The sequence below is a fragment of the Halomonas sp. BN3-1 genome, assembly GCF_003056325.1.
Classification (GTDB): domain Bacteria; phylum Pseudomonadota; class Gammaproteobacteria; order Pseudomonadales; family Halomonadaceae; genus Halomonas; species Halomonas litopenaei.
Genome location: NZ_PYVV01000003.1, coordinates 151,036 through 172,983, shown reverse-complemented (window position 1 = coordinate 172,983; position 21,948 = coordinate 151,036). Strand labels below are relative to the sequence as shown.

Below are 21,948 nucleotides of genomic sequence, written 5' to 3'. Positions count from 1 at the left end.
GCCACGACTCGGCCACTCCGCCATCATCATTTTGTTAATTGGTCGGTCAATTAACAAAATGGCGTAACGCTCACGGAAGCAGCATCAGGATGCCAGGATGGCATCGTGGAGAACGGCGATAGCCTCGCCGGGCAGGCTCTGTCTCACTTCATCCTCGAGGGAGCACGTGCATGTCACATCACGAGAGCGCCTCCCGCGATCGCCTCAACCCCGTCGTCTTTCACGGCGCGGTAGCCGGCATCGTGGTCTTTCTGTTCTTCACCATGACCTTCACCGAACGGGCCGGTGCCCTGTTCGACAGCGGTCTTGCCTGGGTCAACGACACCTTCGGCTGGTACTACATGCTGGCCGCCGTGGCCTATCTGGTGTTCGTGCTGGTCATCAGCCTGTCCCGGGTCGGCAACATTCGCCTCGGCCCGGACCACTCGCGCCCGGAGTTCTCGCTGCTGTCATGGGCCTCGATGCTGTTCGCCGCAGGCATCGGCATCGACCTTCTGTTCTTCTGCGTGGCCGAGCCGCTGTCGCACTATCTGACGCCCCCGGACATGGCCCCGGAAAGCGCCGCCGCCCTTAGGCAGGCGGTGCCCCAGACCTTCCTCCACTGGGGCCTGACCGGCTGGGGCATGTACGTGCTGATGGGCATGGCCCTGGCCTACTTCAGCTATCGCCATCGCCTGCCGCTGGCCATCCGCAGCGCCCTCTATCCGCTGTTGGGCAAGCGCATCTACGGCCCCATCGGCAATGCCGTCGATATCACCGCGGTGATCTCCACCGTGTTCGGCATCGCCACCAGCCTCGGTATCGGCGTCATCCAGCTCAACTACGGCCTGAGCTTCATGTTCGGCGTACCCGAAAGCCTGTCGACCCAGGTGGTGTTGATCGTGCTGGTGGTGATCCTGGCGACCATCTCGGTGGTCACCGGCGTCGAGAAGGGCATTCGCCGGCTGTCCGAGTTCAATATGCTGCTGGCCGCCGCCCTGCTGCTGTTCGTGCTGTTCCAGGGTGACACCCTGGCGCTGCTCAACGCCCTGGTGCTCAACGTCGGCGACTACTTCAGTGGCTTCGTCGGCAAGAGCTTCGACACCTACGCCTTCGCCGGCAGCGACGCCCAGCAGTGGAAAGGCTGGTGGACCATCTTCTTCTGGGGCTGGTGGATCGCCTGGACACCCTTCGTCGGGCTGTTTCTGGCGCGCATCTCGCGCGGGCGCACCATTCGTCAGTTCGCCCTTGGCGCCCTGCTGATTCCGCTGGGCTTCATGATGGCGTGGATGTCGATCTTCGGTAACGCCGGTATCGACATGGTCGCCAATGACGGCCTGGCGGTGCTCGGCGAGCAGGCGCTGGCCACTCCCCAGACCACCATCTACACCTTCCTCGAGCAGTACCCCTACATCGGCGTCACCGCCTCGGTGGTCACCCTGCTCGGAGTGGTATTCTTCGTCACCTCGGCGGACTCCGGCGCCCTGGTGCTGGCCAACTTCACCTCGATTCTGCGTGACGTCAACCACGACGCGCCGATCCGCCTGCGCATCTTCTGGGCGGCGGTGATCGGCCTGATTACCATCGCCCTGCTGATGGCCGGCGGCCTCGACGCCCTGCAAAGCGCGGTGGTGATCACCGCCCTGCCGTTCTCGCTGGTGATGTTCGCGATCATGGTGGGACTGGCCCGGGCCCTGCGCACCGAGAAGGAAAAGGCCGACGCGCGCAAGCTGGTCGCGGCCAGCGGCGAAGGCGGCAACTGGAAGGAACGCCTGGATCGGGCGCTGGACACCTCCAACCGCGCCGGTGCCGAGTCGACCATGGAGCACGCCCTGCGTCCGGGCCTGAAACAGTTCGTCGAGGAGCTCGAGCGTCGCGGCCAGTCGGCCACCCTGAGCGAAGAGCAGATCGAGGGCGAACCGCTGCCGCGGCTGACCCTGCAGGTAGACTTCGAGGAGATGCAGAGCTTCGTCTACCAGGTCCGCCCCCATCGCATGCGCACGCCGAGCTTCCTGCCGGCGGACGATGACTACTACCTGCGCCTGGACGTGCATCTGGCCGAAGGCGGCGTGGGTCAGAACCTCAATGGCTACACCCGGGGTCAGGTCATCGATGACGTGCTCGGCGAGTACGAACGCCACCTGCAGTTCCTGGCGATCGCCCGCCAGGGCACGCCGACGCCGGCCATGCCGGGCTTTATCGGCGAGCCACCCCAGGGCACGACCCAGGAACCCTGAGCGTGAACCGGCAAGGTCGTCACCGACGACGCCGGAGCAAGTGACAGCGGCGGCCCCAGGGCCGCCGCTTCAGTATGTAACGCTGGTGGGCAGGCGGGCGTGACACCGCGATTGCCATGCATCGCCAGGGACGCGATCCTTGTCGACGTCATCAGCAGAGCGCCCAGGAGAGTCCCATGCCCGACGTCGAGCAGATTCGCTACTACCACGCCCACCTCTACTACGACGATGCCGAAGGGCTTGCCCAGGCCAGGACCCTGGCCGAGCAATGCCAGTCGCGCTTTGCCGTTCAGGTGGGGCGTTTTCATCAACAACCGGTGGGGCCGCATCCGCGCTGGAGCTGCCAGCTATCCTTCGCGGCCGAGGCCTTCGGCGAAATCGTGCCCTGGCTCGCCATCCATCGGGGCGAGCTGGACATCTTCGTGCATCTGGGCACCGACGACGACCTCTTCGACCATACCCAGGGCGTCATCTGGCTGGGACGCAGCCACGCACTCGACCTGTCCGTTTTTTCCCCGAGCTGACCTTCACGAGGCCTGGGGTCGCTCGCCCCGGGCGAGCCGAGCCGCGATCTGATCCAGCACACCGTCAAGCTCGGCGACGCTTGCGATCAGGTAGTGGGGGCGACAGGCGCTCAGTCGCTCGGCTACGTGGCGCCGGCGCCGCTCGAGCGCGTCCGGCGGGGTCGCTTGGTAACCCTCGAGATCCAGCCCCATGGCGTTGCCGGTATCGGTCACCGCCACCGTCCACATGCCGGCGGCGCGCCCCTCCTCGATGCCGGGAGCGGTATCATCGACCTTGACGCAAGCCGCCACATCGCCGATACCGAGCGCCACCACATTGGCCAGCGCCTGAGCCGGCCCGGGTCGCCCGCGCACCACCTCGTCACCGGCGACGGCGTGGTCCACCTCGAGCCCCGCCTGGCGCGCCGCACGGCGCACCGGCGCCAGCACCTCGGCGGGATAGCCGGAGCAGGAACCGATCTTGAGTCCTCTGCCCCGCAGCCCCGCGAGACATTCCCGGGCGCCAGGAATCGGCGCGGAATGCTCGGCCACCTTGGCCACCTGCAACGGCATGAACCGCCGATAGAGCACGTCGACGTCCTCGTCGCTCGGCGAGTGGCCACAGGCCTGGCGAAAACGCTCGGCGATGTCGGGCAGATCGCACAGGGCGCGGATATGATCCCACTTGCTCATGCCCATGGGGCCACGGGCTTCGTCGAGGCTGACGGCCACACCGATCTCGGCGAACACCTCGACAAACACCTGGGTCGGGGCGAAGGAGCCAAAGTCGACCAGGGTCCCGGCCCAGTCGAAGATGACGGCCTCCAGGGCCAGGGGGGCGTGACGTTCGGTACTCATGCGGTCGGCTCCTTGCGGGTTCGAGATGCCATGGATGGTGCCGCGACACCAGCGTAGGCAAGGATGACAAGGACATCACATCAAGATGACAGGGCGGCGACACCCGGTGTCGCCGCCCTGCTGTATCGACCGCTGCTGCTCAGTCAACTTAGCCCTGCATATCGAGCACCACCCGGCCCTCGATCTTGCCATCGATCATGCGGCCGAAGATGTCGTTGATATTGGCCAGACGGTCGGTGGACACGGTGGCCTTGACCTTGCCTTCACCGGCAAAGTCCAGCGCCTCCTGAAGGTCCTGGCGGGTACCGACGATGGAGCCTCGCACGGTGATGCCGTTGAGCACGGTATCGAAGATCGGCAACGGGAAGTCTCCCGGCGGCAGGCCGTTCAAGGCGATGGTGCCACCACGCCGGACCATGCCCTGGGCCTGTTCGAAGGCCTTCGGCGAGACCGCCGTGACCAGGGCCCCGTGGGCGCCGCCGATGTCCCGCTTGATCGCCGCCACCGGGTCCTCCTTCAAGGCGTTGACGGTGACCGTGGCGCCGAGCCGTCGTGCCAGCTCCAGCTTGTCGTCGGCCACGTCCACCGCCGCCACGTTCAGGCCCATGGCCACGGCGTACTGCACCGCCATATGGCCAAGACCACCGATGCCAGAGATCACCACCCACTGCCCCGGGCGGGTATCGGTCATCTTCAGGCCCTTGTAGACGGTGACACCGGCGCAAAGTACCGGGGCAATCTCGACGAAGCCGACGTTGCTCGGCAGATGGCCGACGAAGCCGGCGTCGGCGATGGCGTACTCGGCGAAGCCACCGTTGACCGAGTAGCCGGTGTTCTGCTGGGACTCGCACAGGGTCTCCCAACCGCCCAGGCAGTGCTCGCAGTGGCCACAGGCGCTGTACAGCCAGGGAATCCCCACCCGATCGCCTTCCTTGACGTGGTTGACGCCCTCACCCACCGCGGCGACTTCGCCGACGCCTTCATGGCCGGGAATAAATGGCGGATTGGGCTTGACCGGCCAGTCGCCGTGGGCGGCGTGCAGGTCGGTGTGGCAGACCCCGGAGGCGGCGATCTTGACCAGAACCTCGCCCCTGGCGGGGCGCGGCACCTCGACCTCCTCGAGGGTCAAGGGCTGACCGAACTGACGAACGACGGCGGCTTCCATGGTGCTTTGCATTGTTGTGCTCCTTGCCCTGATCCGGGCAAAAAGGGTCTCGGTCCGCCCGCTATCAAGGAAGGACGGTACAGAGGAGAAAGGTGTCCGGGGACACCCGGTGAACGGGCGTGGCGCTGAGCAGCAAACGGCGTCAGGCCACTGGGGTGAAGCTTCCCGGGCCCGGTGGTACCGGGCCCGGATCGACTCCCTTTAGAAAAAACCGAGGGGGTTGGTGTCGTAGCTCACCAGCAGGTTCTTGGTCTGCTGGTAATGCTCGAGTGCCATCTTGTGGGTCTCGCGACCGACGCCGGACTTCTTGTAGCCGCCGAAGGCGGCGTGGGCGGGATACTGGTGGTAGCAGTTGGTCCATACGCGACCGGCCTGGATGCCACGCCCCATGCGGAAGGCCACGTTGATGTCACGACTCCAGACGCCGGCGCCAAGACCGAATTCGGTGTCGTTGGCAATCGCCAGGGCTTCTTCCTCATCCTTGAAGGTCGTCACCGCCACCACCGGGCCGAAGATCTCTTCCTGGAAGACGCGCATCTTGTTGTTGCCCTTGAGCAGCGTCGGCTCGATGTAGTAGCCGGTGTCCAGATCGGCATTGAGCTTGGCCTGGTTGCCACCGGTCAGGAACTCGGCGCCTTCCTCCCGGGCCACGTCCATGTAGGACATGATCTTGTCGAACTGCTCCTTGGAGGCCTGGGCGCCGACCTGAACCTCGGTGTCCAGCGGGTTGCCACGCTTGATGGTGGTGACCCGCTCCATCACCTTGGCCATGAACGGCTCGTAGATGCTCTCCTGGATCAGCGCCCGCGACGGGCAGGTGCACACCTCACCCTGGTTGAAGAAGGCCAGCACCAGCCCCTCGGCGGCCTTGTCGATGAACTCCGGCTCGGCGTTCATGATGTCGGCGAAGTAGATGTTGGGCGACTTGCCGCCAAGCTCCACGGTAGAAGGAATGATGTTGTCGGCAGCGCACTTGAGGATGTGCGAGCCCACCGGGGTGGAACCGGTAAAGGCGATCTTGGCGATGCGCTTGCTGGTGGCCAGGGCCTCCCCCGCCTCGGCGCCGAAGCCGTTGACCACGTTGACCACGCCGGGAGGCAGCAGGTCACCGATCACCTCCATCAGCTTGAGGATCGAAGCCGGGGTCTGCTCGGCGGGCTTGAGCACCACGCAGTTGCCGGCGGCCAGCGCAGGCGCGAGTTTCCAGGTGGCCATCAGCAGCGGAAAGTTCCAGGGGATGATCTGGCCGACGACGCCGAGTGGCTCGTGGAAGTGATAGGCCACGGTATTGGCGTCGATATCGGCGGCGGTGCCTTCCTGGGCACGAATGCAGCCGGCGAAGTAGCGGAAGTGGTCCACCGCCAGCGGAATATCGGCGTTCAGGGTCTCGCGCACCGCCTTGCCGTTGTCCCAGCACTCGGCCACCGCCAACGCCTCCAGGTTGGCCTCGATGCGCTCGGCAATCTTCAACAGGATGTTGCTGCGCTCGCCGGCGGAGGTGCGCCCCCAGGCCGGCGCTGCCCCATGGGCGGCGTCCAGCGCCTTGTCGATATCCTCGGCACCGGAGCGGGGGATCTGGCAGAACACCTGGCCGTTGACCGGGCTTACGTTGTCGAAGTACTGACCCTTGACCGGGGCGACGAACTCGCCGCCGATATAGTTGCCGTAGCGCTCGTCGAAGCTGACCACGGCGTCGGGTTGTCCGGGGTTGGCGTAGATCATGGCGTGTCTCCTTGGAAAGGATGTTGTAGTTGTCTGCCACTCCAGTCTTGGTCAGGAACCTGGCTTGCGACATACTGCCCTGGCAGGAGAGCGCCTCCTCCTTCGGTAGGAGACCGACCAAGGACACAGACAACCGGGACGCCAGACATGTACAGCCTGATGGTGGCTGACGATCACCCGCTCTTTCGCGACGCCATTGCCGCGGTCATTCAATCGGGCCTGCCCGGCACCGAGCTGCGCGAGGCGGACTGTTTCGCCGCGTTGACCAGCGCCCTCGACGCCGACGACGACGTCGACCTGGTACTGCTGGACTTGAATCTGCCCGACGCCTCGGCCCTGGACGGACTGCGCGAACTGCGCCGGGCCTTTCCGGCGGTGCCGGTGGCGGTGCTGTCGGCCGAAAGCGAGCGCGCCACGGTGCTCGGCGCCCTGGATCTGGGCGCCATCGGCTACCTGCCGAAGTCCACGCCACGCCCGGACCTGCTGGCGGCGATCAAGCAGATCCTCGACGGCCAGATCTATCTGCCCGCCGAGATCATGCGCCGCCCGGCCGAGGCCTCGAGTGCCCCGCCTGTGACGCAGGGGGCGACACAGGGGATGACGGGTCCAGCCGATGCAGGCGCACTCGAGCAACTGACGGTCAAGCAGCTCGAGGTGCTGTCCCTGCTGATTCGCGGCGCCTCCAACAAGGTCATCGCCCGCGAGCTCGATATCGCAGAGACCACGGTCAAGACCCACGTCTCGGCGATCCTCAAGAAGCTTGGCGTCGGCAGCCGCGTCCAGGCGATCCTGGCAGCCGACGAGCCCACCCTGCTGGCCTGCCTGGCCAGGCGGCGGGCGCGCTAGAAGGCAGAACGTCTCGCTGACCAAGGCAAGACGGCTCAACCGGCGTCGAGCAGGTGTATCAGTGCCTGACGCAGGCGCAGGGGCTTCAGCGGCTTCAGTAGACAGGGGAAGCCAAGCTCACGACAACGCCGCTTGATCTCGGCGTCGTGGTTGGCAGTGATCAGTATCGGGGCCAGGTCTACATGAGAGCCGGCCAGGCGCTGCGCCAGCGCCAGGCCATCTTCTTCGTCGCTGGACAGGTGGTAGTCGATCATCACCACCGTTGGCGACGGCCTATCCATGCCCTGTGTCTCGTGGCGCTCGGCCAGGCTCTGTTCCAGTTCAACCACTCGCGACGCGAGGCGCGCCCGACATCCCCAGCCACCCAGCAGCGCGCTCATGCCCTCGAGGATGGCGGGATCGTTGTCCAGCACCCATACCTCGGTACTCTGCAGCTGCCGCGTGCCGGCCTGCTGCAGGGTCGAGGCCGACGGGGCCACCGCACGCGCCGGGCGAGCGCAGGGCACGCTTACCGAGAACTGGGCGCCCTGGCCGGGTCGGCTATTGAGGGTAATGGGATGATCGAGCAGCCGGGCGATGCGATCGACGATGGCAAGCCCCAGTCCCAGCCCGCGCTCCTGCCCCGGGGCTGCGGCGTTGCCCCGGCGAAACTCCAGAAAGATCTCGTCGCGCCGAGCCTCGTCGATGCCCGGGCCGGTATCCCCCACCAGGATCTCGAGCCAGTACTGCTGGCCTACCCGACGTCTGCGACAGCCGAGCAGCACCCGCCCCGACTCGGTGTAGCGCACGGCGTTGGACATCAGGTTGCGAATCACTCGGGCCAGCAGCGCCAGGTCGGACTCGACCCAGGCGGAACTCGGCACATAGCGAAACGCCAGCCCGCGGGCGCCGGCCATCTGACGAAATTCCTCGGCGAGCGCATCCAGCAACTGCGAGACGGCGAAGGGGGCCACGTCCGGGGTCAACACCCCGGCATCCAGTCGCGAGATGTCGACCAGGGTCCCCAGCAGCAATTCCACGTCGCTGAGCGAGCGATCGATACGCTGCACCAGGCGACCGGATTCTTCAGGCAACTTTCGCTCTTCCAGGGCGCTGGCAAACAGCCGCGCGGCGTTGAGCGGCTGCAGCAGGTCGTGGCTGACCGCCGCCAGGAAGCGGGTCTTGGAGGCATTGGCGGCCTCGGCGTCGCGCCGGGCCTCCTCCAGACGGGCATTGGTTTCGGCCAGTTCATCCAGGGTACGGTGCAGGGTCTCGGTGCGCTCGCGCACCTGCTCGGCGAGCAGCACCGCGTGCTCGAAGGCACCATAGGGTGCCCCGCCCGCCCCGGCGGACTCGACCCGCTCGATCAGCGCCTGGCAGATCCGGCGTAACCGATGGTTTTCCTCCAGCAGTTCCTGTTCCAGTGCACTGCTGGCGCGATCCTGCCTTGGCTCACCGACCAGATCCAATCGCCACCCCCGTGAAAGTCTGGTTGATATGCATGCCGTGGTGCTGCTCACCGTAGGTGTTGAAGCCCACCACCGAGGCCCTGGAAAGTCGTTCGGAGGCGTCGCCGATCTGCGCGAGCGCCTCGAACTCCAGACGCCTGAGAAAGCAGTCACAGCCGATGATCAACTGCGGTTTCCCCAGCCGGCGCTGAAGGCCCCCCAGGGTATCGTCGAGGGCCTCGAGAATCGGCGTGCCGGCCATGGCGGTCAGCACGATGCCGGTCTCCACCGCGCAGTAGAAGCTGAGGCTACCGTCGGCGTTGGCACGCTGGATCGAGCGGACGTAGTAGGCATCGCCCAGCTTGACCGCCAACGGGTGGCGGGCAAACACGCCCTCATCGAGTTCGCTTGGCAAGACACCGACCAGCCGGGCGTACTCGTCCACCGCGGGCAGGGCATTGAGCTCCAGCACACGCCGGCCCGCAGGATCGGCGCGGGTGACCACCAGCTTGTCACGGCGTGCCGCCAGGTGATGGGTCGAGAACACCTCGAAGGGATGGTGGGTGGTGATCAGCACCACCACCGCCGCCGCGCTGTGAAAGCGCCCACCGGCAAACACATGGGTATGCGCCAGTCGGTTGTCGTCCCCGGCCGAGCCACCGAAGCTCGGGATACCACCCAGGGCGGCGTCCAGAGTGGTCAGCACCTGCTCTTCGCTGGCCGACAGCCCATCGAGCAGGGTCAGCGCGAAGGCCTCGCCATCCAGATGCCCCCTGGCGGTAGCAAGAAGCGACTCCACCCGACGCTGGGCGTCGATCAGGGAGACGCTCTCGAGGTCCTCGAGCAGGGTGGTGGCCACGCCAAAATGACGGCGATCGAACCCGATGGCGACGATGGTCCCGCGCTCGTACCCCAGCGGGGTGATCTCGCCAGCCGTGGTGCAACCCGCCAGCGGCAGCCCACCGAAGGTCGACTCCAGGGCCTGGGCCAGGGGGTCCAGCGCGTATTCGGCGCTGACGAAGAACAGCACGAAACCCAGGTCGGGATGATAGAGCTCGTGATGCAGCTCACACGCCGCCTGTTCAGCCTTGGGGTGGCGGCTGGCCGCCACCTTGAGTCCCAGCGACGCAAGCTCTTGTTGTTCTGGTGTAGGGCGCTCCCGCGCGGTGATGTCGCCTTCCACGCGGGGCGCCGTGCTCGCACTGCCCATGGGCTGTCCTCAAGATCCGCGGCAACGCCGCATGACCTGAGTGTAGGCGCGAGCAGTGGCCAGACTCAATGCGAGCCGGGAGGGCCGCCTGTCAGCCTCAGCTGCGGCGCAGACGCAGGCTCAGGCGAGCGCCACGTCCGGGCGGCGCCTGAAGCCAGGGCGCCAGCAGGCGGGTAGACAGGGGGATGAAAAGGAACACCATCACCGGGGTCAGCATCAGGGTGCTGGCGAGTACCCGAGGAACCAGCGGCAAGGTCGCCAGGGTATCGCCCAGCAGCCACTGGAACATCAGCGACACCGGGAAGAACGCCAGCCAGATGGCGATCGCCTGCTTCCAGCGCGGCGGCACCCTGGGGCCGGGGCTGGTGAACCAGCTGTCGAGTCCCAGGGCACGCCGCTCCTGGGGGGCCTCGAACAGGCCGGCACCACGCTCGAGCCAGGCACGGCGCGAGGCGGAATGCTCCCAGCGTGCGAGGGTATCGGTGTCCTGAAAGCGAAAGATGATCTGATACTCGTCGTCGCCGGGGGGCGGCGCCAGGATGCCGGAGCCGAGATAGCCGGGAAAGTCCGCCGCCAGCTCGCGGCCTTCATCGAGCCACAGGGTGAAGTCGCGGTAGCGTCCACGCGCCACGCGGCGGGCCACCATGAGAGTCACGGGTTCGCTTGACATGGGATCTCCTCATCAATCGGACGTACCGCCTCGTGCCTGCTCGCGCCGACTTTCGCCGGCCTTCACAAGAAAACGGTCGTCCTTGTCAGGCCCCGGGTGGGGGCCGCCTGGGCCCGGTAAGGCCCTGTCCCGGCTGAGGTGGGGTCGCCACCTGCTCCGGGTCCTGCCTAGCATGAGGCAAGAAGCGCGCCATTATGCCATGCGCTCGGAATTTTTCCGTCTTTTTACTGAGAATCCAGCAAAATACCAGTCGATCATTTCGTTAAAGGGTCAAGAACAAAAAAAATGGCCCGACCTGTCAGGCCGGGCCATTGAGCAATACCCTTCATCGTGCACCAGTGAGAGGCGCCCAGGACGCCATCTGCACCTTGCTGGCCGTCAACCGCCGGTGAGTGCCGAGCCCCCCTTATCAGGCCCCCTCGCCCACCGGCATGGAGGCCGTCTCGCCGCGCTTGATGGCGGCGTAACCGAGCCCGGTCACCAGCGAGCCCGCGACGATCGCCAGCAGGTACCACAACACTGGAGTAATCGCATTTGGAATCAACAGCACGAATACGCCGCCGTGGGGGGCCATCAGCTTGGCGCCCACCAGCATCGAGATGGCTCCGGTGATGGCGCCGCCCAGCATGCTGATGGGAATCACCCGCAGCGGGTCCTTGGCGGCGAAGGGAATCGCGCCCTCGCTGATGAAGCACAGCCCCAGCACGAAGGAGGCCTTGCCGGCCTCGCGCTCGGGGTCGGCAAACTTGCGCCCGGCGACGAAGGTGGCGATGCCCATGCCGATCGCCGGCACCATGCCGGCGGCCATGATCGCCGCCATGGGGGCGTAGGTCTCGGAGGCGAGCAGGCCCACCCCAAAAGTGTAGGCCGCCTTGTTGACCGGCCCCCCCAGGTCGAAGCACATCATCGCGCCGAGCAGAATCCCCAGCAGCACCGCATTGGTGGAGCCCATGCTCTCGAGGAAGGCGGTCAGTGCCTCGAGCACCCCGGCCACCGGCTCACCGACCACATAGATCATCACCAGACCGGTGACCAGACTCGCGACCAGCGGGATGATCAGGATCGGCTTGAGTGACTCGACGCTGGAAGGCAGCTTGACGTAGCGGGTCACCGCCTTGGCCACGTAGCCGGCCAGAAAGCCCGCCAGGATACCGCCGATGAAGCCGGCACCGATGTTCGACGCCAGCATGCCGCCGATCATGCCCGGGGCGATGCCGGGCCGATCGGCGATGGAATAGGCGATGTAGCCAGCCAGCACCGGCACCATCAGGGCGAAGGCGGTGCCCCCACCGATCTCCATCAAGGCGGCAGGCAGGGTGCCCTCCTCCTTGAAGGCCTCGATGCCGAAGACGAAGGACAGCGCGATCAAGAGGCCCCCGGCTACCACCATGGGCAGCATGAAGGACACCCCGGTCAGCAGGTGCTTGTAGACGCCCTTCTCCTTGAAGCTCTTGGCAGACTCGGCCCTGGCGCCACCATCCGCGCTTTCCACCTGGGCCTCGATCAGCGCCGCCTCGATGGTCTGGCGCGACTTCTTCAGGGCGTTGCCGGTGGACGTGCGGTAGATCCGCTTGCCGGCAAATCGGGTGGGATCGACCTCGATATCGCAGGCCAGGATGACCAGGTCCGCCTGGGCGATCTCGTCGTCGGTCAACTGATCCTGAGCGCCCACCGAGCCCTGGGTCTCGACGCGTACCTGATGGCCGAGCCCACGCCCTGCCTCGGCCAGTGCCTCGGCGGCCATGAAGGTGTGGGCGACCCCGGTGGGACAGGCGGTCACCGCGACGATGCGCGCCTCGTCGCTGACGTCTGCAGCCACGGGGCCATTCCCTGAAGCGCTGGCCGCCTCATCATTGAGGGGGGTAAACACCTGGGCGTCACGGGCCGCCCGCTCGAGAAAGTCCGACGGGTCGCTCAGGGCATCTTCCAGGCTGCCACGATACAGGCGCTTGCCGCTGAAGCGGTGGGCCCCGGCGATGGGTTCGCCCACCGCGATCACCAGCTCGGCCGCGGCCAGGGTCTGGTGGGACAGGGTCTCGACCGGCGCCAGGCTCGAGTGCACCTCGGTGGAGAGCTGCCAGTCCTTGGCCTCGGCGGCAGGGGTCAGGCGCTGGGCGGCCAGGTAGCTCGTGACGCTGCCGCCGGGGCAGGTCGTCAACAGGATCACGTTCATGCAAGTACTCCCCGGGCTTCGACGTCATTGAGGCGCCGCACCCTGGTGTCGGAAAGAAGGTCGGTGAAATCGGAGGCGTCGGCCCGGCCCACGCCGGTGTGGCGCACCGCCTCGGCGGACAGCGCCGTGGCAAACCTCAGCGCCTGTTCCACAGGCGCCTCGCACAGCACGCCGTGCAGCATGGCGGCAAACAGGGTATCGCCGGCACATACGGTATTGGCCACCCTGACCGCAGGAGGCAGCGACTGCCACAGGCCATGCGGACCCAGCCAGGTCACACCGTCGGCACCGGCGGAAATCAGCACGTCGCCGACGCCGGCGGCGTAAAGCTCAAGGGCTGCACGCTGAACGTCGACGTCTGTTGCAATGTCACGATCCGCCCAGTCGGCCAGCTCCTCCAGGTTGGGCTTCACCGCGTCGGCCCCCGCCTTGACCGCTGCCTTGAGCGCCTCGCCGCTGGTGTCCACCCACACGGGTACGCCGGTGGCCTTGATCCGAGTGATCAGTTCGGCCAGCGCCGAAGCGCCGACTCCCGGTGGCTGGCTGCCGCCGATCATTACCGCGGCGGGGCGCAGCGCAGGCGTCGTCAGGCGCGCCTCGATGGTGGCGATCAGGCGCTGCCAGGCGTCGGCATCGACGCTGAGTCCCGGCGCATTGATATCGCTGACGCGACCGTCGGCCTCGCTCAGCTTGGTGTTGATGCGGGTGGCGCCGGGCAATCGCACAAAGGCGTCCTCGACCCCCATCTCGGCGAAGGCATCGATGAAGGGCGAGTCGTTGTCACTGCCCAGAAATCCGGTGACACAGACCGGGTGGCCCAGGGCGGCGAGCACCCGCGCCATGTTGACGCCCTTGCCGGCGGCGGTCAGCTCGACTGACTCGGCGCGGTGCAGCGCACCTGGCGTCAGCCGGTCCACAGCGACAGACAGGTCCAGCGCCGGGTTGGCCGAAATGGTCAGCACCGGTGGCTTGACGGCATTGCCGGATATCTCGCTCATTGGTTCGCCTCCAGCTCTCTGCGCACGTCCCGGGCGGTGGGAGCGGCCAATGCCAGGGCGGCGAGTTCCCGGGCCCGGGTGGTGGAGACCGACGCCAGGCGTGCCTTGACCATGGGTACCTGGCGGGCGCTCACCGACAGCTCGTCGATGCCGAGGCCAACCAGCACCGGAATCGCCTGGCGGTCGCTGGCCAGCTCACCGCACACGCCGACCCACTTGCCATGGGCATGGGCCGCCTGGACGGTCATCTGGATCAGCCGCAGCACGGCCGGGTGCAGGCCGTCGGACTCCCCGGAAAGCTCAGGATGACCACGGTCGATGGCCAGGGTGTACTGGGTCAGGTCGTTGGTGCCGATGGAGAAGAAGTCGACCTCGGGCGCCAGGCTCGGCGCCAGCAGCGCGCAGGACGGCACCTCGATCATCACGCCCAGCTGCAGGCGGTCGCCGTCTCGGCTGACGCCGAGTTCGCGCAGCACCTCATCGAAGATCGCACGGGCGGCGCGGAACTCATCCAGGTCCTTGACCATGGGCAGCATGATGCGCAGCGGCCGGCCGTCGGCGGCCTTCACCAGGGCGCTGAACTGATCGCGCAGCACCTGGGGACGCCTGAGGGCCAGACGAATGCCACGCAGGCCGAGGAAGGGGTTGTCCTCCTGGGGCAGTGGCCAGTAAGCCAGCGGCTTGTCGCCACCCACGTCCAGGGTCCGCGCCACCAGCGGGCGGCCGTCCAGAGCATCCAGGGCTTCGCGATATTCGCGCTCCTGGGTCTCCACGTCCGGCAGCGAGGCGTGGGCCATGAACAAAAACTCGGTACGCAGCAGCCCCACCCCCTCGGCGCCGCGCGATACGGCGTCGCGGGCGTGGGCGGTATTGCCCAGGTTGGCGACCACCTCCACGCGGGTACCATCCTCGGTCCGGGCGTCCTCGAAGCGAGCGTCCCAGGCACGTGCCTTGAGCGCCTCCAGCGCTTCCATGCGCGCCTCGAAGCGCTCGCGACGCGCTTGCGAGGGTGCCGGCACGACCCAGCCTTCATCGCCGTCGAGCAGCATCTCAGTGCCATTTTCGAGCGCCAGCACGCCGGCACCGGCACCGACTACCGCCGGTATCCCTAGTGCCCGGGCGAGTATCGCGCTGTGGGCGGTGGCGCCGCCCCGGGCGGTGAGGATGCCGCGAACCCGCTCGGTGTCCAGGCGGGCGACATCGGACGGACCGATATCGTCGGTCACCAGCAGGTAAGGCACGGCCGGCGGCTCGGGCAGCTCGACGTCGCACAGGATACCCAGCACACGACGGCCGACGTCACGCAGATCCGCGGCTCGTTCGGCCAGCAGGCGATCGGCCAGCTGTTCCTGGGCGCGGGCGGCGACGTCGATGGCCTGCCACCAGGCGGCCTCGGCGGAAAGCCCCTCGTCGATGCCCTCGCGCGCGGCCTGGGCCAGTTCCGGGTCTTCGAGCATTTCCTCATGCATCGACAGAATGGCGGCGACCTCGCCTCCGGCGGTCCGGGCGATCAGGGCCTTGAGCTGCTCGCCGCCCTGGGCGATGGCCCGCTCGAGGCGCTGTCGCTCTAACGCGGAGTCCGCCGCCTCGCGGGGATAGTCGAAGTCCGGGGTCTTGATCACGAAAAGCGGCGCCACCGCGAGTCCCGGCGATGCGGCCACCGCTTCCAGCGGCTGGTCGGCGGGCGGCATGCTTGCCGCCACCGGCTCCGCGACCGCCTGCTCGGCTTCGCCTTGCGACACAGCCGAAGACGCCAGTGGCGTCACCTGCTCCCCCAGACCATCGTTGATCGCCTCGACCAGCGATGTCAGCGCCTGTTCGGCACCCTCGCCTCGCGCCGACAGGATCAGCTCCTGTCCTCGTCTGGCACCAAGACCGATCACCTTGGTCAGCGACGCCGCCGACACCGGGCGTCCGCTGCCCTCGGCCAGGCGCACCTGCACGGCGACCCCGCTTTCGCGTGCCTTCTGGACCAGCACCTTGGCCGGACGCGCGTGAAGCCCATGGGCGTTGAGCAGGCGTACGCGACGACTCTGGGCCGAGCCACCTTCGCCAGCCAGCAGCGCCAGCCAGTCGTCGGCGTCCCGCTCGCGCAGATGGGCGGCGTCGGACTCATCCAGTGACGCCACCAGCGACACGATGGCGTCGGCCAGCGGGCGTCCAGCCTCGCCATGGGAGGCCAGGCACAACACCGCCTCGACGTCGCTGCCCTGATGCTGGACGGGCTTGGCCGGCGTCACCGCAGCGAGTGCCGGCGTGGACACGCCGGCTTCGCTGGACGCAAGCCACAGCCCCCGTCCCAGGTGCGTCGGCATGGAGGTGACCATCTCGGCAAGATAGGCGGTATCGACCAATGCCAGCTGGCGCAGCCGCTGAGCCCCGGCCAGCGCCAGATCGAGCAGGTCGTCGGCGCGATGGCCCAGCACCAGGGTGTCCTGGTCCAGTCGCGGGCGAACCACCGGCCGAGCCAGCAGCTCGGTGATCTCCTCGGCGCTGCTCGCCTGGGCCAGGCGTTCGGAGACACCGTCCCGGTCGAGCACGTGGGTCAGGCTTCTGAGGATATCCAGGTGCTCATCACTCTGGGCGGCGATGGTCACCAATACATGAACGAGGTTGCCGTCGTGCCAGCGCACGCCCTCGGGGAACTGCAGCACCCGCACCCCGGTGCGACGCACCGCGCCTCGACTCTCGGGGGTGCCGTGGGGGATGGCGATGCCATTGCCAAGCCAGGTGGAAGACTGGGACTCCCGATCGACCAGGCCCTGGCGGTAGCCGTCATCGACCAGGCTGGCCGCCTTCAGGGCGTCAAAGGCGGCGTCGAGGGCGTGGCGCCAGCTCTCGGCACGACAATCCAGCAGGATGTCGTCGGCGTTCAGCGTCAGCATGAAGGGCTCTCCTGGGTGAGGTGCAGCGTTTCCTCACCGGTATCGGTTGAACGGTGTCGGCGAGGAGGTCCAGCGCCCCGGCACTGCCGGGATGCAACAGATACAGCGCACGCCGGATGCTGGGATCACCTGGCTTCGGCAAATGCAAATTGCTCGAAAGCTGAATCGTGTCACCTCACCATGCCACAATGCTGGTACGATTCAGCGCACATGGCAAGTCGCAAAAGCTACGACTTTGGCAGGGGGACACTGCTGCCATGCCAGGTAGACTAGAGGGAATTGACACCTTGTCGCCGTGACCACGCCCGACGCCTTCAATGGAGACACCCGCATGACCTTGGCCGAAATTGCCCGCCTGGCCGGCGTTTCCCGCACCACCGCCAGCTACATCGTCAATGGCAAGGCCAGGGAGCGCCGTATTCGTCAGGACACCGTGGACCGAGTGATGGCGGTGGTGGCGGAGCATGGCTACCGTGTCGATGCCCAGGCGGCGGCCCTGCGGCGCGGCAGCAGCCGCATCCTGGGGCTGATCGTGCCGGACCTGGAAAACTCCAGCTACGCCCGCCTGGCCAAGCACCTGGAACGCGGAGCGCGGGCCCAGGGCTACCAGCTGCTGATCGTCGGCTCCGACGACCAGCCCGACAGCGAGCGGGACCTGGCCCTGTCACTGCGCGCCCAACGCTGCGAGGCGCTGATCGTGGCAAGCTGTCTGGCGCAGCCGGCGTCCTTCTATACCGAATTGATGAATGAGGGTCTGCCGATCATCGCCATCGACCGGGGCCTGCCCGAAGCGAGCTTCGCCAGCGTCGTCAGCAACGACCGCGAGGCCGCCGAACAGCTCACACGCTCGCTGATGACGCCGGCAGTCAAGAGCGTGCTATGGCTCGATGCGGTGCCGCACCTTTCGATCACCGAAGAGCGCCGCGCCGGCTTCCGCGCAGGCGTAAGGGGACGCGAGCTCGAGTGCACCCTGGAAAGCGGCGACCACTATGCCCGCGAGGAAGGCGCCAGGCTGCTGGCTGACTACATCGACAAGAAGGGACTGCCCGACGCCCTGGTAACCGCGTCCTACATTCTGCTGGAAGGCGCCCTGGACGAATTGATTGCACGCGGCGGCCTGCCCCCGCGTCTGGCCATGGCGAGTTTCGGCGACAACCGCCTGCTGGACTTCCTGCCGCTGGCGGTCAACTCCGCCGTCCAGGATCATCGGGGCATCGCCGAGCAGGCCCTGGCGCTGGCGATGGATGCGGTGCGGGGTGAGTACCGGGCCCAACGGGTGGTGGTGCCACGACATCCGCGCTGGCGGCGTCCCCGTCCCCAAGGCAACTGAAACGGCACTTTCCCACGACCACTGAACAGTAGAGCTCAGCAACACAGCGGGACGCCGAAGCCGACCTCAGGTCTGGGAGGCGCGCCTCTCGCTGCGGGCAAAGGCCGCCAGGGTGCGTTCAAGCAGCTCAGGCAGCGCATCGATGACGCCTCTGGCATCCTCGATGCAGCCATCCAGGGCACAACGCTCCAGCGCTCGCGCCGCCTCGGCCAGAGCCATGGCGCCGACGCCGGCGGCCTCGCCCCTGAGCTGATGGGCCAGTTGGGCCAGCGGCTCCTCCTCGCCTCGCCGGTAGGCGCTCTGGATCTCCGGCAAGCGTTCGCGCGCCTGTCGCCCGAACAGGTCCACCAGAGCATCCCGGCGCTCGCCCCCAAGCCCTTCGTCCAGGGCATCGAGCGTATCGGCATTGATCAGTGAGGTGATACCCCTCGGAGTCGTCGAGGTCTCGGACTCTCCCAGCAGGTGGCGCTTGAGCACCATCAGCAGCGTGCCCATCAACAGCGGCTTGGTCAGATAGTCGTTCATGCCGGCGGCCATGCAGTCCGACTCATCGTGACTGGCGCCACCAGCGGTCATCGCCACCACGGGAACCTCACTACGCCAGTCGGAAAAGCTGCGAAGGCGTCGGGTGACCTCGCGACCATCGAGGTCAGGCATCTGGACATCCATCAATATCAGGTCAAAACGGCGCTGTGAGCAGAGAGCCAGCGCTTCCTTGCCGCAGGAAGCCAGGGTAGCCGAACAGCCGAGGCGTTCCAGCATCGCGATCGCCACTTCCTGGTTGACCAGATTGTCTTCCACCACCAGCAGATCCGCCTCGGCGAGCTGTTTGGGATGCGCGCGCGCCCTGGCCACCGTCAGCGGTTGACGGCGGGGTTCGTCACAGGGCACCAGCGGCAATCGGAACCAGAAGCGACTGCCCTTGCCTCGACGGCTGTCGACCCCTATCTCGCCCCCCATGGCCACTACCAGGCGCTTGGAAATCGCGAGGCCCAGACCGGTGCCGCCATAGCGCCGGGCGACGGAGGCATCGCCCTGGCGGAAGGGCTCGAACAACTGAGGCAGCAGGGACGCCTCGACACCCTGACCGGTATCCACCACGTCGAACTGCACCCAGCCCTCGTCCACAGGCGCTACCGACAGCCTCACCATGCCGCGGTCGGTAAACTTGATGGCGTTGGCCAGCAGGTTGAGCAGCACCTGCCGAAGCCGGCCTGGGTCCCCCTGGAGTCGTGCCGGCAGCGTCTCGTCCACGTGGCCAAGCAAGCGCAACCGCTTGTCGAGTGCGCGCGGACGAAACAGCTCCAGCGCATCTTCGATCAAGGCATCGAGTGCCACCGGCTGAACATCCAGCTCCATGCGTCCTGCCTCGATCTTGGAGAAGTCGAGGATGTCATCGATCATGCCCATCAGTTGGCGGGCGCTGTCATGAATGGTGTGCGAGTAGCGGCTGGCGGGCTCCGACAGTTCGAGATCACGCAACAGTTCGCTCATGCCGATGACGCCGTTGAGCGGCGTGCGGATCTCGTGGCTCACCGTGGCCAGAAAGTCGGACTTGGCCTGACTGGCGGACTGGGCGCGCCGGGCACTGATTTCCAGTTCGCCGCTCAGCGTCTCCAGTGCCTTGCGCGAGGCCTCGTTGTCACGGGCTTCCTTGAAAAGTACGGCAAGCATGACCCCTCCGGCCAGGCTCATACCGAGGATCATCACCAGCAGCAACAGGTACAGTCGCTGCAGACGAACACGCTCTGCGGTATTGATCTCGGCCAGATGGCCGTTGACGGCCATGATCAACCTTTCGGTCTCGGTGGATAGCGCGGCAAGATGCTGGTCAAGAACGGCCTCTGCCTCGCTATCGAGGGACGCCAGGGCACTGACCTCGGCATCCAGGTCCTGCATCAGGCTGATGATGATCGACAGTTGGCGACGCGCGGCCGGAGCCTCCTCGACCAGATCGTGAATGTCGCTGTGGCGAAACAGGTTCAGTCGACTGAACAACAGGTCGAACTCGAGCCTGAAGCCGGCCAGTTGTTCGGGTCCATGCTCCCCGAACAACAGGTGATTGCGCAGCAACACCACGTCTCGGTCCAGCTTGTAGGAATGCCAGGTGATGTCCTCCACCACCTGGTGGGAAAGATTGTCATGGCGCCAGGCGACCAGACCGATCACCACCATGGCAGCAGCAAAGAAGGTCAGTGCCGCCACGGCGCTGAATACCAGTCTCAGAGGATAGCGTCGCATACGGAACGGATGCGCCGAGCACCCTCCTCCTTGGGTCGGGAATCTGCTGGCAGAATGTTCGGGTCGACACCAGCCGATACACCGGGATCACTCACTATGGTATTGGGGCGCTGCACTCCCTGCCTTGCCTCCTGATGGCCTTCGACCGATCTCCCGGTGACATTGATCACGGGACCTCGATGGCATCTACCTGCCACACCGAGCGAAACTGGACCGACTCGTTTCGCAGTTCTGGATGATCATCGAAAGGGTACAACACGAACAGCGGGCCGAAGTTTCGCACCGACATCGCTTCGCCGTCCTGCTTCATGGCCAGGATGACGTCATAGCGATAGGCATCGGAGACCGGGATATCGGCCACGAAGCCGTTCAAGGCGTGCACGCGAATGCTGTCGGCGGTGACACCGGCGGATTCCAGCACGCTGCGGAGCAGCGGCCCCTCGAAACGGCTGGCCTGGCTATGCCACGGGGTATCGGTCACCAGCGCACGACTCTCCAGATCGTCGAGCATGGCACGATCCAGCAGAAGCTGTGCATCCACATTGGTGTTCTGGATATTGCCCGATACTTTAAGCAGCACAGGCCCCACCGGAGCTGGCAAAGGCTGGGAATGGGCCTGGCCGATTCCCCCTGCTACCAACAGCCCCAGGAGGACACCCACCTGGCAAAGGAAAGCTGGCACCCGCATGACGTCTCCTGACTCTTTCTGCAGGAGTAGATTACGTGATCGAGCGCCAAAGGTCAGTCTGCGGGCCCCTCGAGCTTTGCTGGTTCAGGAAAACGCCCCCTGTCGGGGCGTCTTCGCGGACCAGGTTGCCGCCCTCAGGCGCCGGGGTCGTCCAGCCGTTCGCACACCACCAGGTCTTCGTAGGCGTGCCAGCTCGCGTGCCCCAGTACCGGCAGAATCAAGGCAAGCCCGATATAGAAGGTGGCCATCCCCACCAGTACGCAGCCGGTGAGAATCGCTGCCCACAGCAGCATCGGTCGGAAATTGCGTGCCACCGAACGAATACTGGCCTCGATGCCCTCCATGAACGTCAGGTCCTGATCCATCAGGGTTGGAATCGCGACCACGCTAATGGAAAAGGCGCCAAACGCCAGCACACAGCCAAAGGCCAGCCCCACCACCAGCATGCCGAGGCCTTCCGGCGTGGTCAGAAGTGACGCATAGACCGTGGACGGATCCGGCGACTGGAGACCGAAGAACAGGGCAAACAGCAAGGTGGCCAGGCGAATCCAGGCGAGAAAGAAGATCATCATCATCACGCCCATCATGGCCAGTTGCCCGGTGTGGCCGCGCCAGGCGCCAAAGGCATCCCCCAGGGTCGGGGAGCGGCCTTCTTCCAGCGCCCTGCTGATCCCGTAGGAGCCCACCGCCACCAACGGCCCGATGAACATGAAGCCGGCCACCAGCGGCAACAGCCAATGCCACAGTCCCAGCGTCAGCGCCCCTGCCGTGACGGCGATGCTGAGCCCGACCCAGAACATGCCATAGGAAAGGCTGACCGCAGTGGCGGCCCGAAAGTCCTCGAATCCCGAAGATAACCACACCCTGGGCCGCCCCATACCGACGTTCTTGATGGAGATCTTTACCCTGGCCCCGCTCGACTCCTTGTCGTGTCGTGATGCTGCTGCACTCATCATCTACTCCCCCTTGTACCCACGGATGACGGTTGCCACCGCCCACCTGTCACGGGAGTCAAG

General features: G+C 66.3%; 16 protein-coding genes. 4 read left to right on the top strand and 12 right to left on the bottom strand.

Annotation, left to right across the window (positions count from 1 at the left end; all coding sequences use genetic code 11):
- Window positions 1-170: 170 nt before the first annotated feature.
- Both betT and C9F12_RS05815 read left to right on the top strand, forming a co-directional pair.
- Window positions 171-2,216, top strand: coding sequence for a choline BCCT transporter BetT (gene betT, locus C9F12_RS05820; protein ID WP_045994071.1), 2,046 nt, complete (start codon window positions 171-173; stop codon window positions 2,214-2,216).
- Between the two features lie 176 nt (window positions 2,217-2,392).
- Window positions 2,393-2,740 (top strand): DOPA 4,5-dioxygenase family protein, encoded by a 348-nt coding sequence (locus C9F12_RS05815; RefSeq protein ID WP_045994072.1) that lies wholly within the window; start codon window positions 2,393-2,395, stop codon window positions 2,738-2,740.
- A 3-nt stretch (window positions 2,741-2,743) separates the two neighbouring features.
- Here C9F12_RS05815 and phnX read toward each other — a convergent pair whose 3' ends face one another.
- From phnX to C9F12_RS05800, 3 genes are all read right to left on the bottom strand, one after another.
- A complete protein-coding gene (gene phnX, locus C9F12_RS05810; RefSeq protein ID WP_108448262.1) occupies window positions 2,744-3,577 on the bottom strand; it encodes a phosphonoacetaldehyde hydrolase in 834 nt (277 codons plus the stop codon).
- 148 nt (window positions 3,578-3,725) lie between these two features.
- On the bottom strand, window positions 3,726-4,754 hold the full coding sequence (gene adhP / locus C9F12_RS05805; RefSeq protein ID WP_108448261.1) for an alcohol dehydrogenase AdhP: 1,029 nt from the start codon (window positions 4,752-4,754) through the stop codon (window positions 3,726-3,728).
- Window positions 4,755-4,943: 189 nt separating this feature from the next.
- Complete coding sequence (locus C9F12_RS05800; RefSeq protein WP_045994075.1) at window positions 4,944-6,464, bottom strand: aldehyde dehydrogenase family protein; 1,521 nt, start codon at window positions 6,462-6,464, stop codon at window positions 4,944-4,946.
- Between the two features lie 147 nt (window positions 6,465-6,611).
- Here C9F12_RS05800 and C9F12_RS05795 point away from each other — a divergent pair, with 147 nt between their 5' ends.
- Window positions 6,612-7,310 carry a response regulator transcription factor gene (locus C9F12_RS05795; protein ID WP_108448260.1) on the top strand — a complete coding sequence of 233 codons (699 nt, stop codon included), beginning with the start codon at window positions 6,612-6,614 and terminating at the stop codon, window positions 7,308-7,310.
- A gap of 35 nt (window positions 7,311-7,345) precedes the next feature.
- Here the strand turns inward: C9F12_RS05795 and C9F12_RS05790 are convergent, their stop codons facing one another.
- The 6 genes from C9F12_RS05790 to ptsP form a co-directional block, all read right to left on the bottom strand.
- Complete coding sequence (locus tag C9F12_RS05790) at window positions 7,346-8,758, bottom strand: hybrid sensor histidine kinase/response regulator (RefSeq protein ID WP_231498611.1); 1,413 nt, start codon at window positions 8,756-8,758, stop codon at window positions 7,346-7,348.
- Window positions 8,742-9,947 (bottom strand): nitric oxide-sensing protein NosP, encoded by a 1,206-nt coding sequence (gene nosP, locus C9F12_RS05785; RefSeq protein WP_083970549.1) that lies wholly within the window; start codon window positions 9,945-9,947, stop codon window positions 8,742-8,744. The genes C9F12_RS05790 and nosP overlap by 17 nt, the downstream gene beginning before the upstream one ends.
- 97 nt (window positions 9,948-10,044) lie before the next feature.
- Window positions 10,045-10,617 (bottom strand): antibiotic biosynthesis monooxygenase, encoded by a 573-nt coding sequence (locus C9F12_RS05780; protein ID WP_204248979.1) that lies wholly within the window; start codon window positions 10,615-10,617, stop codon window positions 10,045-10,047.
- A 409-nt stretch (window positions 10,618-11,026) separates the two neighbouring features.
- Entirely contained in the window at window positions 11,027-12,790 is a 1,764-nt protein-coding gene (locus C9F12_RS05775; protein WP_045994077.1) for a PTS fructose-like transporter subunit IIB, read from the bottom strand.
- On the bottom strand, window positions 12,787-13,788 hold the full coding sequence (locus tag C9F12_RS05770; protein ID WP_045994078.1) for a 1-phosphofructokinase family hexose kinase: 1,002 nt from the start codon (window positions 13,786-13,788) through the stop codon (window positions 12,787-12,789). Before C9F12_RS05770 ends, C9F12_RS05775 begins: the two co-directional genes overlap by 4 nt.
- Window positions 13,785-16,673, bottom strand: a complete 2,889-nt coding sequence (gene ptsP / locus C9F12_RS05765) for a phosphoenolpyruvate--protein phosphotransferase (RefSeq protein WP_108448259.1) — start codon at window positions 16,671-16,673, stop codon at window positions 13,785-13,787. The genes C9F12_RS05770 and ptsP overlap by 4 nt, the downstream gene beginning before the upstream one ends.
- Before the next feature lie 331 nt (window positions 16,674-17,004).
- On the opposite strand from ptsP, the gene cra reads away from it, so the two are divergent.
- Window positions 17,005-18,003 (top strand): catabolite repressor/activator, encoded by a 999-nt coding sequence (cra, locus tag C9F12_RS05760; protein WP_108448258.1) that lies wholly within the window; start codon window positions 17,005-17,007, stop codon window positions 18,001-18,003.
- A gap of 66 nt (window positions 18,004-18,069) precedes the next feature.
- On the opposite strand, the gene C9F12_RS05755 is transcribed toward cra, so the two are convergent.
- From C9F12_RS05755 to C9F12_RS05745, 3 genes are all read right to left on the bottom strand, one after another.
- The gene (locus C9F12_RS05755) at window positions 18,070-20,244 is read right to left on the bottom strand and encodes an ATP-binding protein (protein ID WP_108448257.1); all 2,175 of its coding nucleotides are present in this window, start codon (window positions 20,242-20,244) and stop codon (window positions 18,070-18,072) included.
- A 166-nt stretch (window positions 20,245-20,410) separates the two neighbouring features.
- Entirely contained in the window at window positions 20,411-20,824 is a 414-nt protein-coding gene (locus C9F12_RS05750) for a molybdopterin-dependent oxidoreductase (protein WP_240184182.1), read from the bottom strand.
- 242 nt (window positions 20,825-21,066) lie between these two features.
- Window positions 21,067-21,885, bottom strand: coding sequence for a DUF2189 domain-containing protein (locus C9F12_RS05745; protein WP_045994083.1), 819 nt, complete (start codon window positions 21,883-21,885; stop codon window positions 21,067-21,069).
- Window positions 21,886-21,948 lie beyond the last annotated feature (63 nt).

Coding starts and splice junctions, on each gene's coding strand:
- betT (WP_045994071.1), top strand. CDS start 171: ATGTCACATCACGAGAGCGCCTCCCGCGATCGCCTCAACCCCGTCGTC.
- C9F12_RS05815 (WP_045994072.1), top strand. CDS start 2,393: ATGCCCGACGTCGAGCAGATTCGCTACTACCACGCCCACCTCTACTAC.
- phnX (WP_108448262.1), bottom strand. CDS start 3,577: ATGAGTACCGAACGTCACGCCCCCCTGGCCCTGGAGGCCGTCATCTTC.
- adhP (WP_108448261.1), bottom strand. CDS start 4,754: ATGCAAAGCACCATGGAAGCCGCCGTCGTTCGTCAGTTCGGTCAGCCC.
- C9F12_RS05800 (WP_045994075.1), bottom strand. CDS start 6,464: ATGATCTACGCCAACCCCGGACAACCCGACGCCGTGGTCAGCTTCGAC.
- C9F12_RS05795 (WP_108448260.1), top strand. CDS start 6,612: ATGTACAGCCTGATGGTGGCTGACGATCACCCGCTCTTTCGCGACGCC.
- nosP (WP_083970549.1), bottom strand. CDS start 9,947: ATGGGCAGTGCGAGCACGGCGCCCCGCGTGGAAGGCGACATCACCGCG.
- C9F12_RS05780 (WP_204248979.1), bottom strand. CDS start 10,617: ATGTCAAGCGAACCCGTGACTCTCATGGTGGCCCGCCGCGTGGCGCGT.
- C9F12_RS05775 (WP_045994077.1), bottom strand. CDS start 12,790: ATGAACGTGATCCTGTTGACGACCTGCCCCGGCGGCAGCGTCACGAGC.
- C9F12_RS05770 (WP_045994078.1), bottom strand. CDS start 13,788: ATGAGCGAGATATCCGGCAATGCCGTCAAGCCACCGGTGCTGACCATT.
- ptsP (WP_108448259.1), bottom strand. CDS start 16,673: ATGCTGACGCTGAACGCCGACGACATCCTGCTGGATTGTCGTGCCGAG.
- cra (WP_108448258.1), top strand. CDS start 17,005: ATGACCTTGGCCGAAATTGCCCGCCTGGCCGGCGTTTCCCGCACCACC.
- C9F12_RS05755 (WP_108448257.1), bottom strand. CDS start 20,244: ATGCGACGCTATCCTCTGAGACTGGTATTCAGCGCCGTGGCGGCACTG.
- C9F12_RS05745 (WP_045994083.1), bottom strand. CDS start 21,885: ATGAGTGCAGCAGCATCACGACACGACAAGGAGTCGAGCGGGGCCAGG.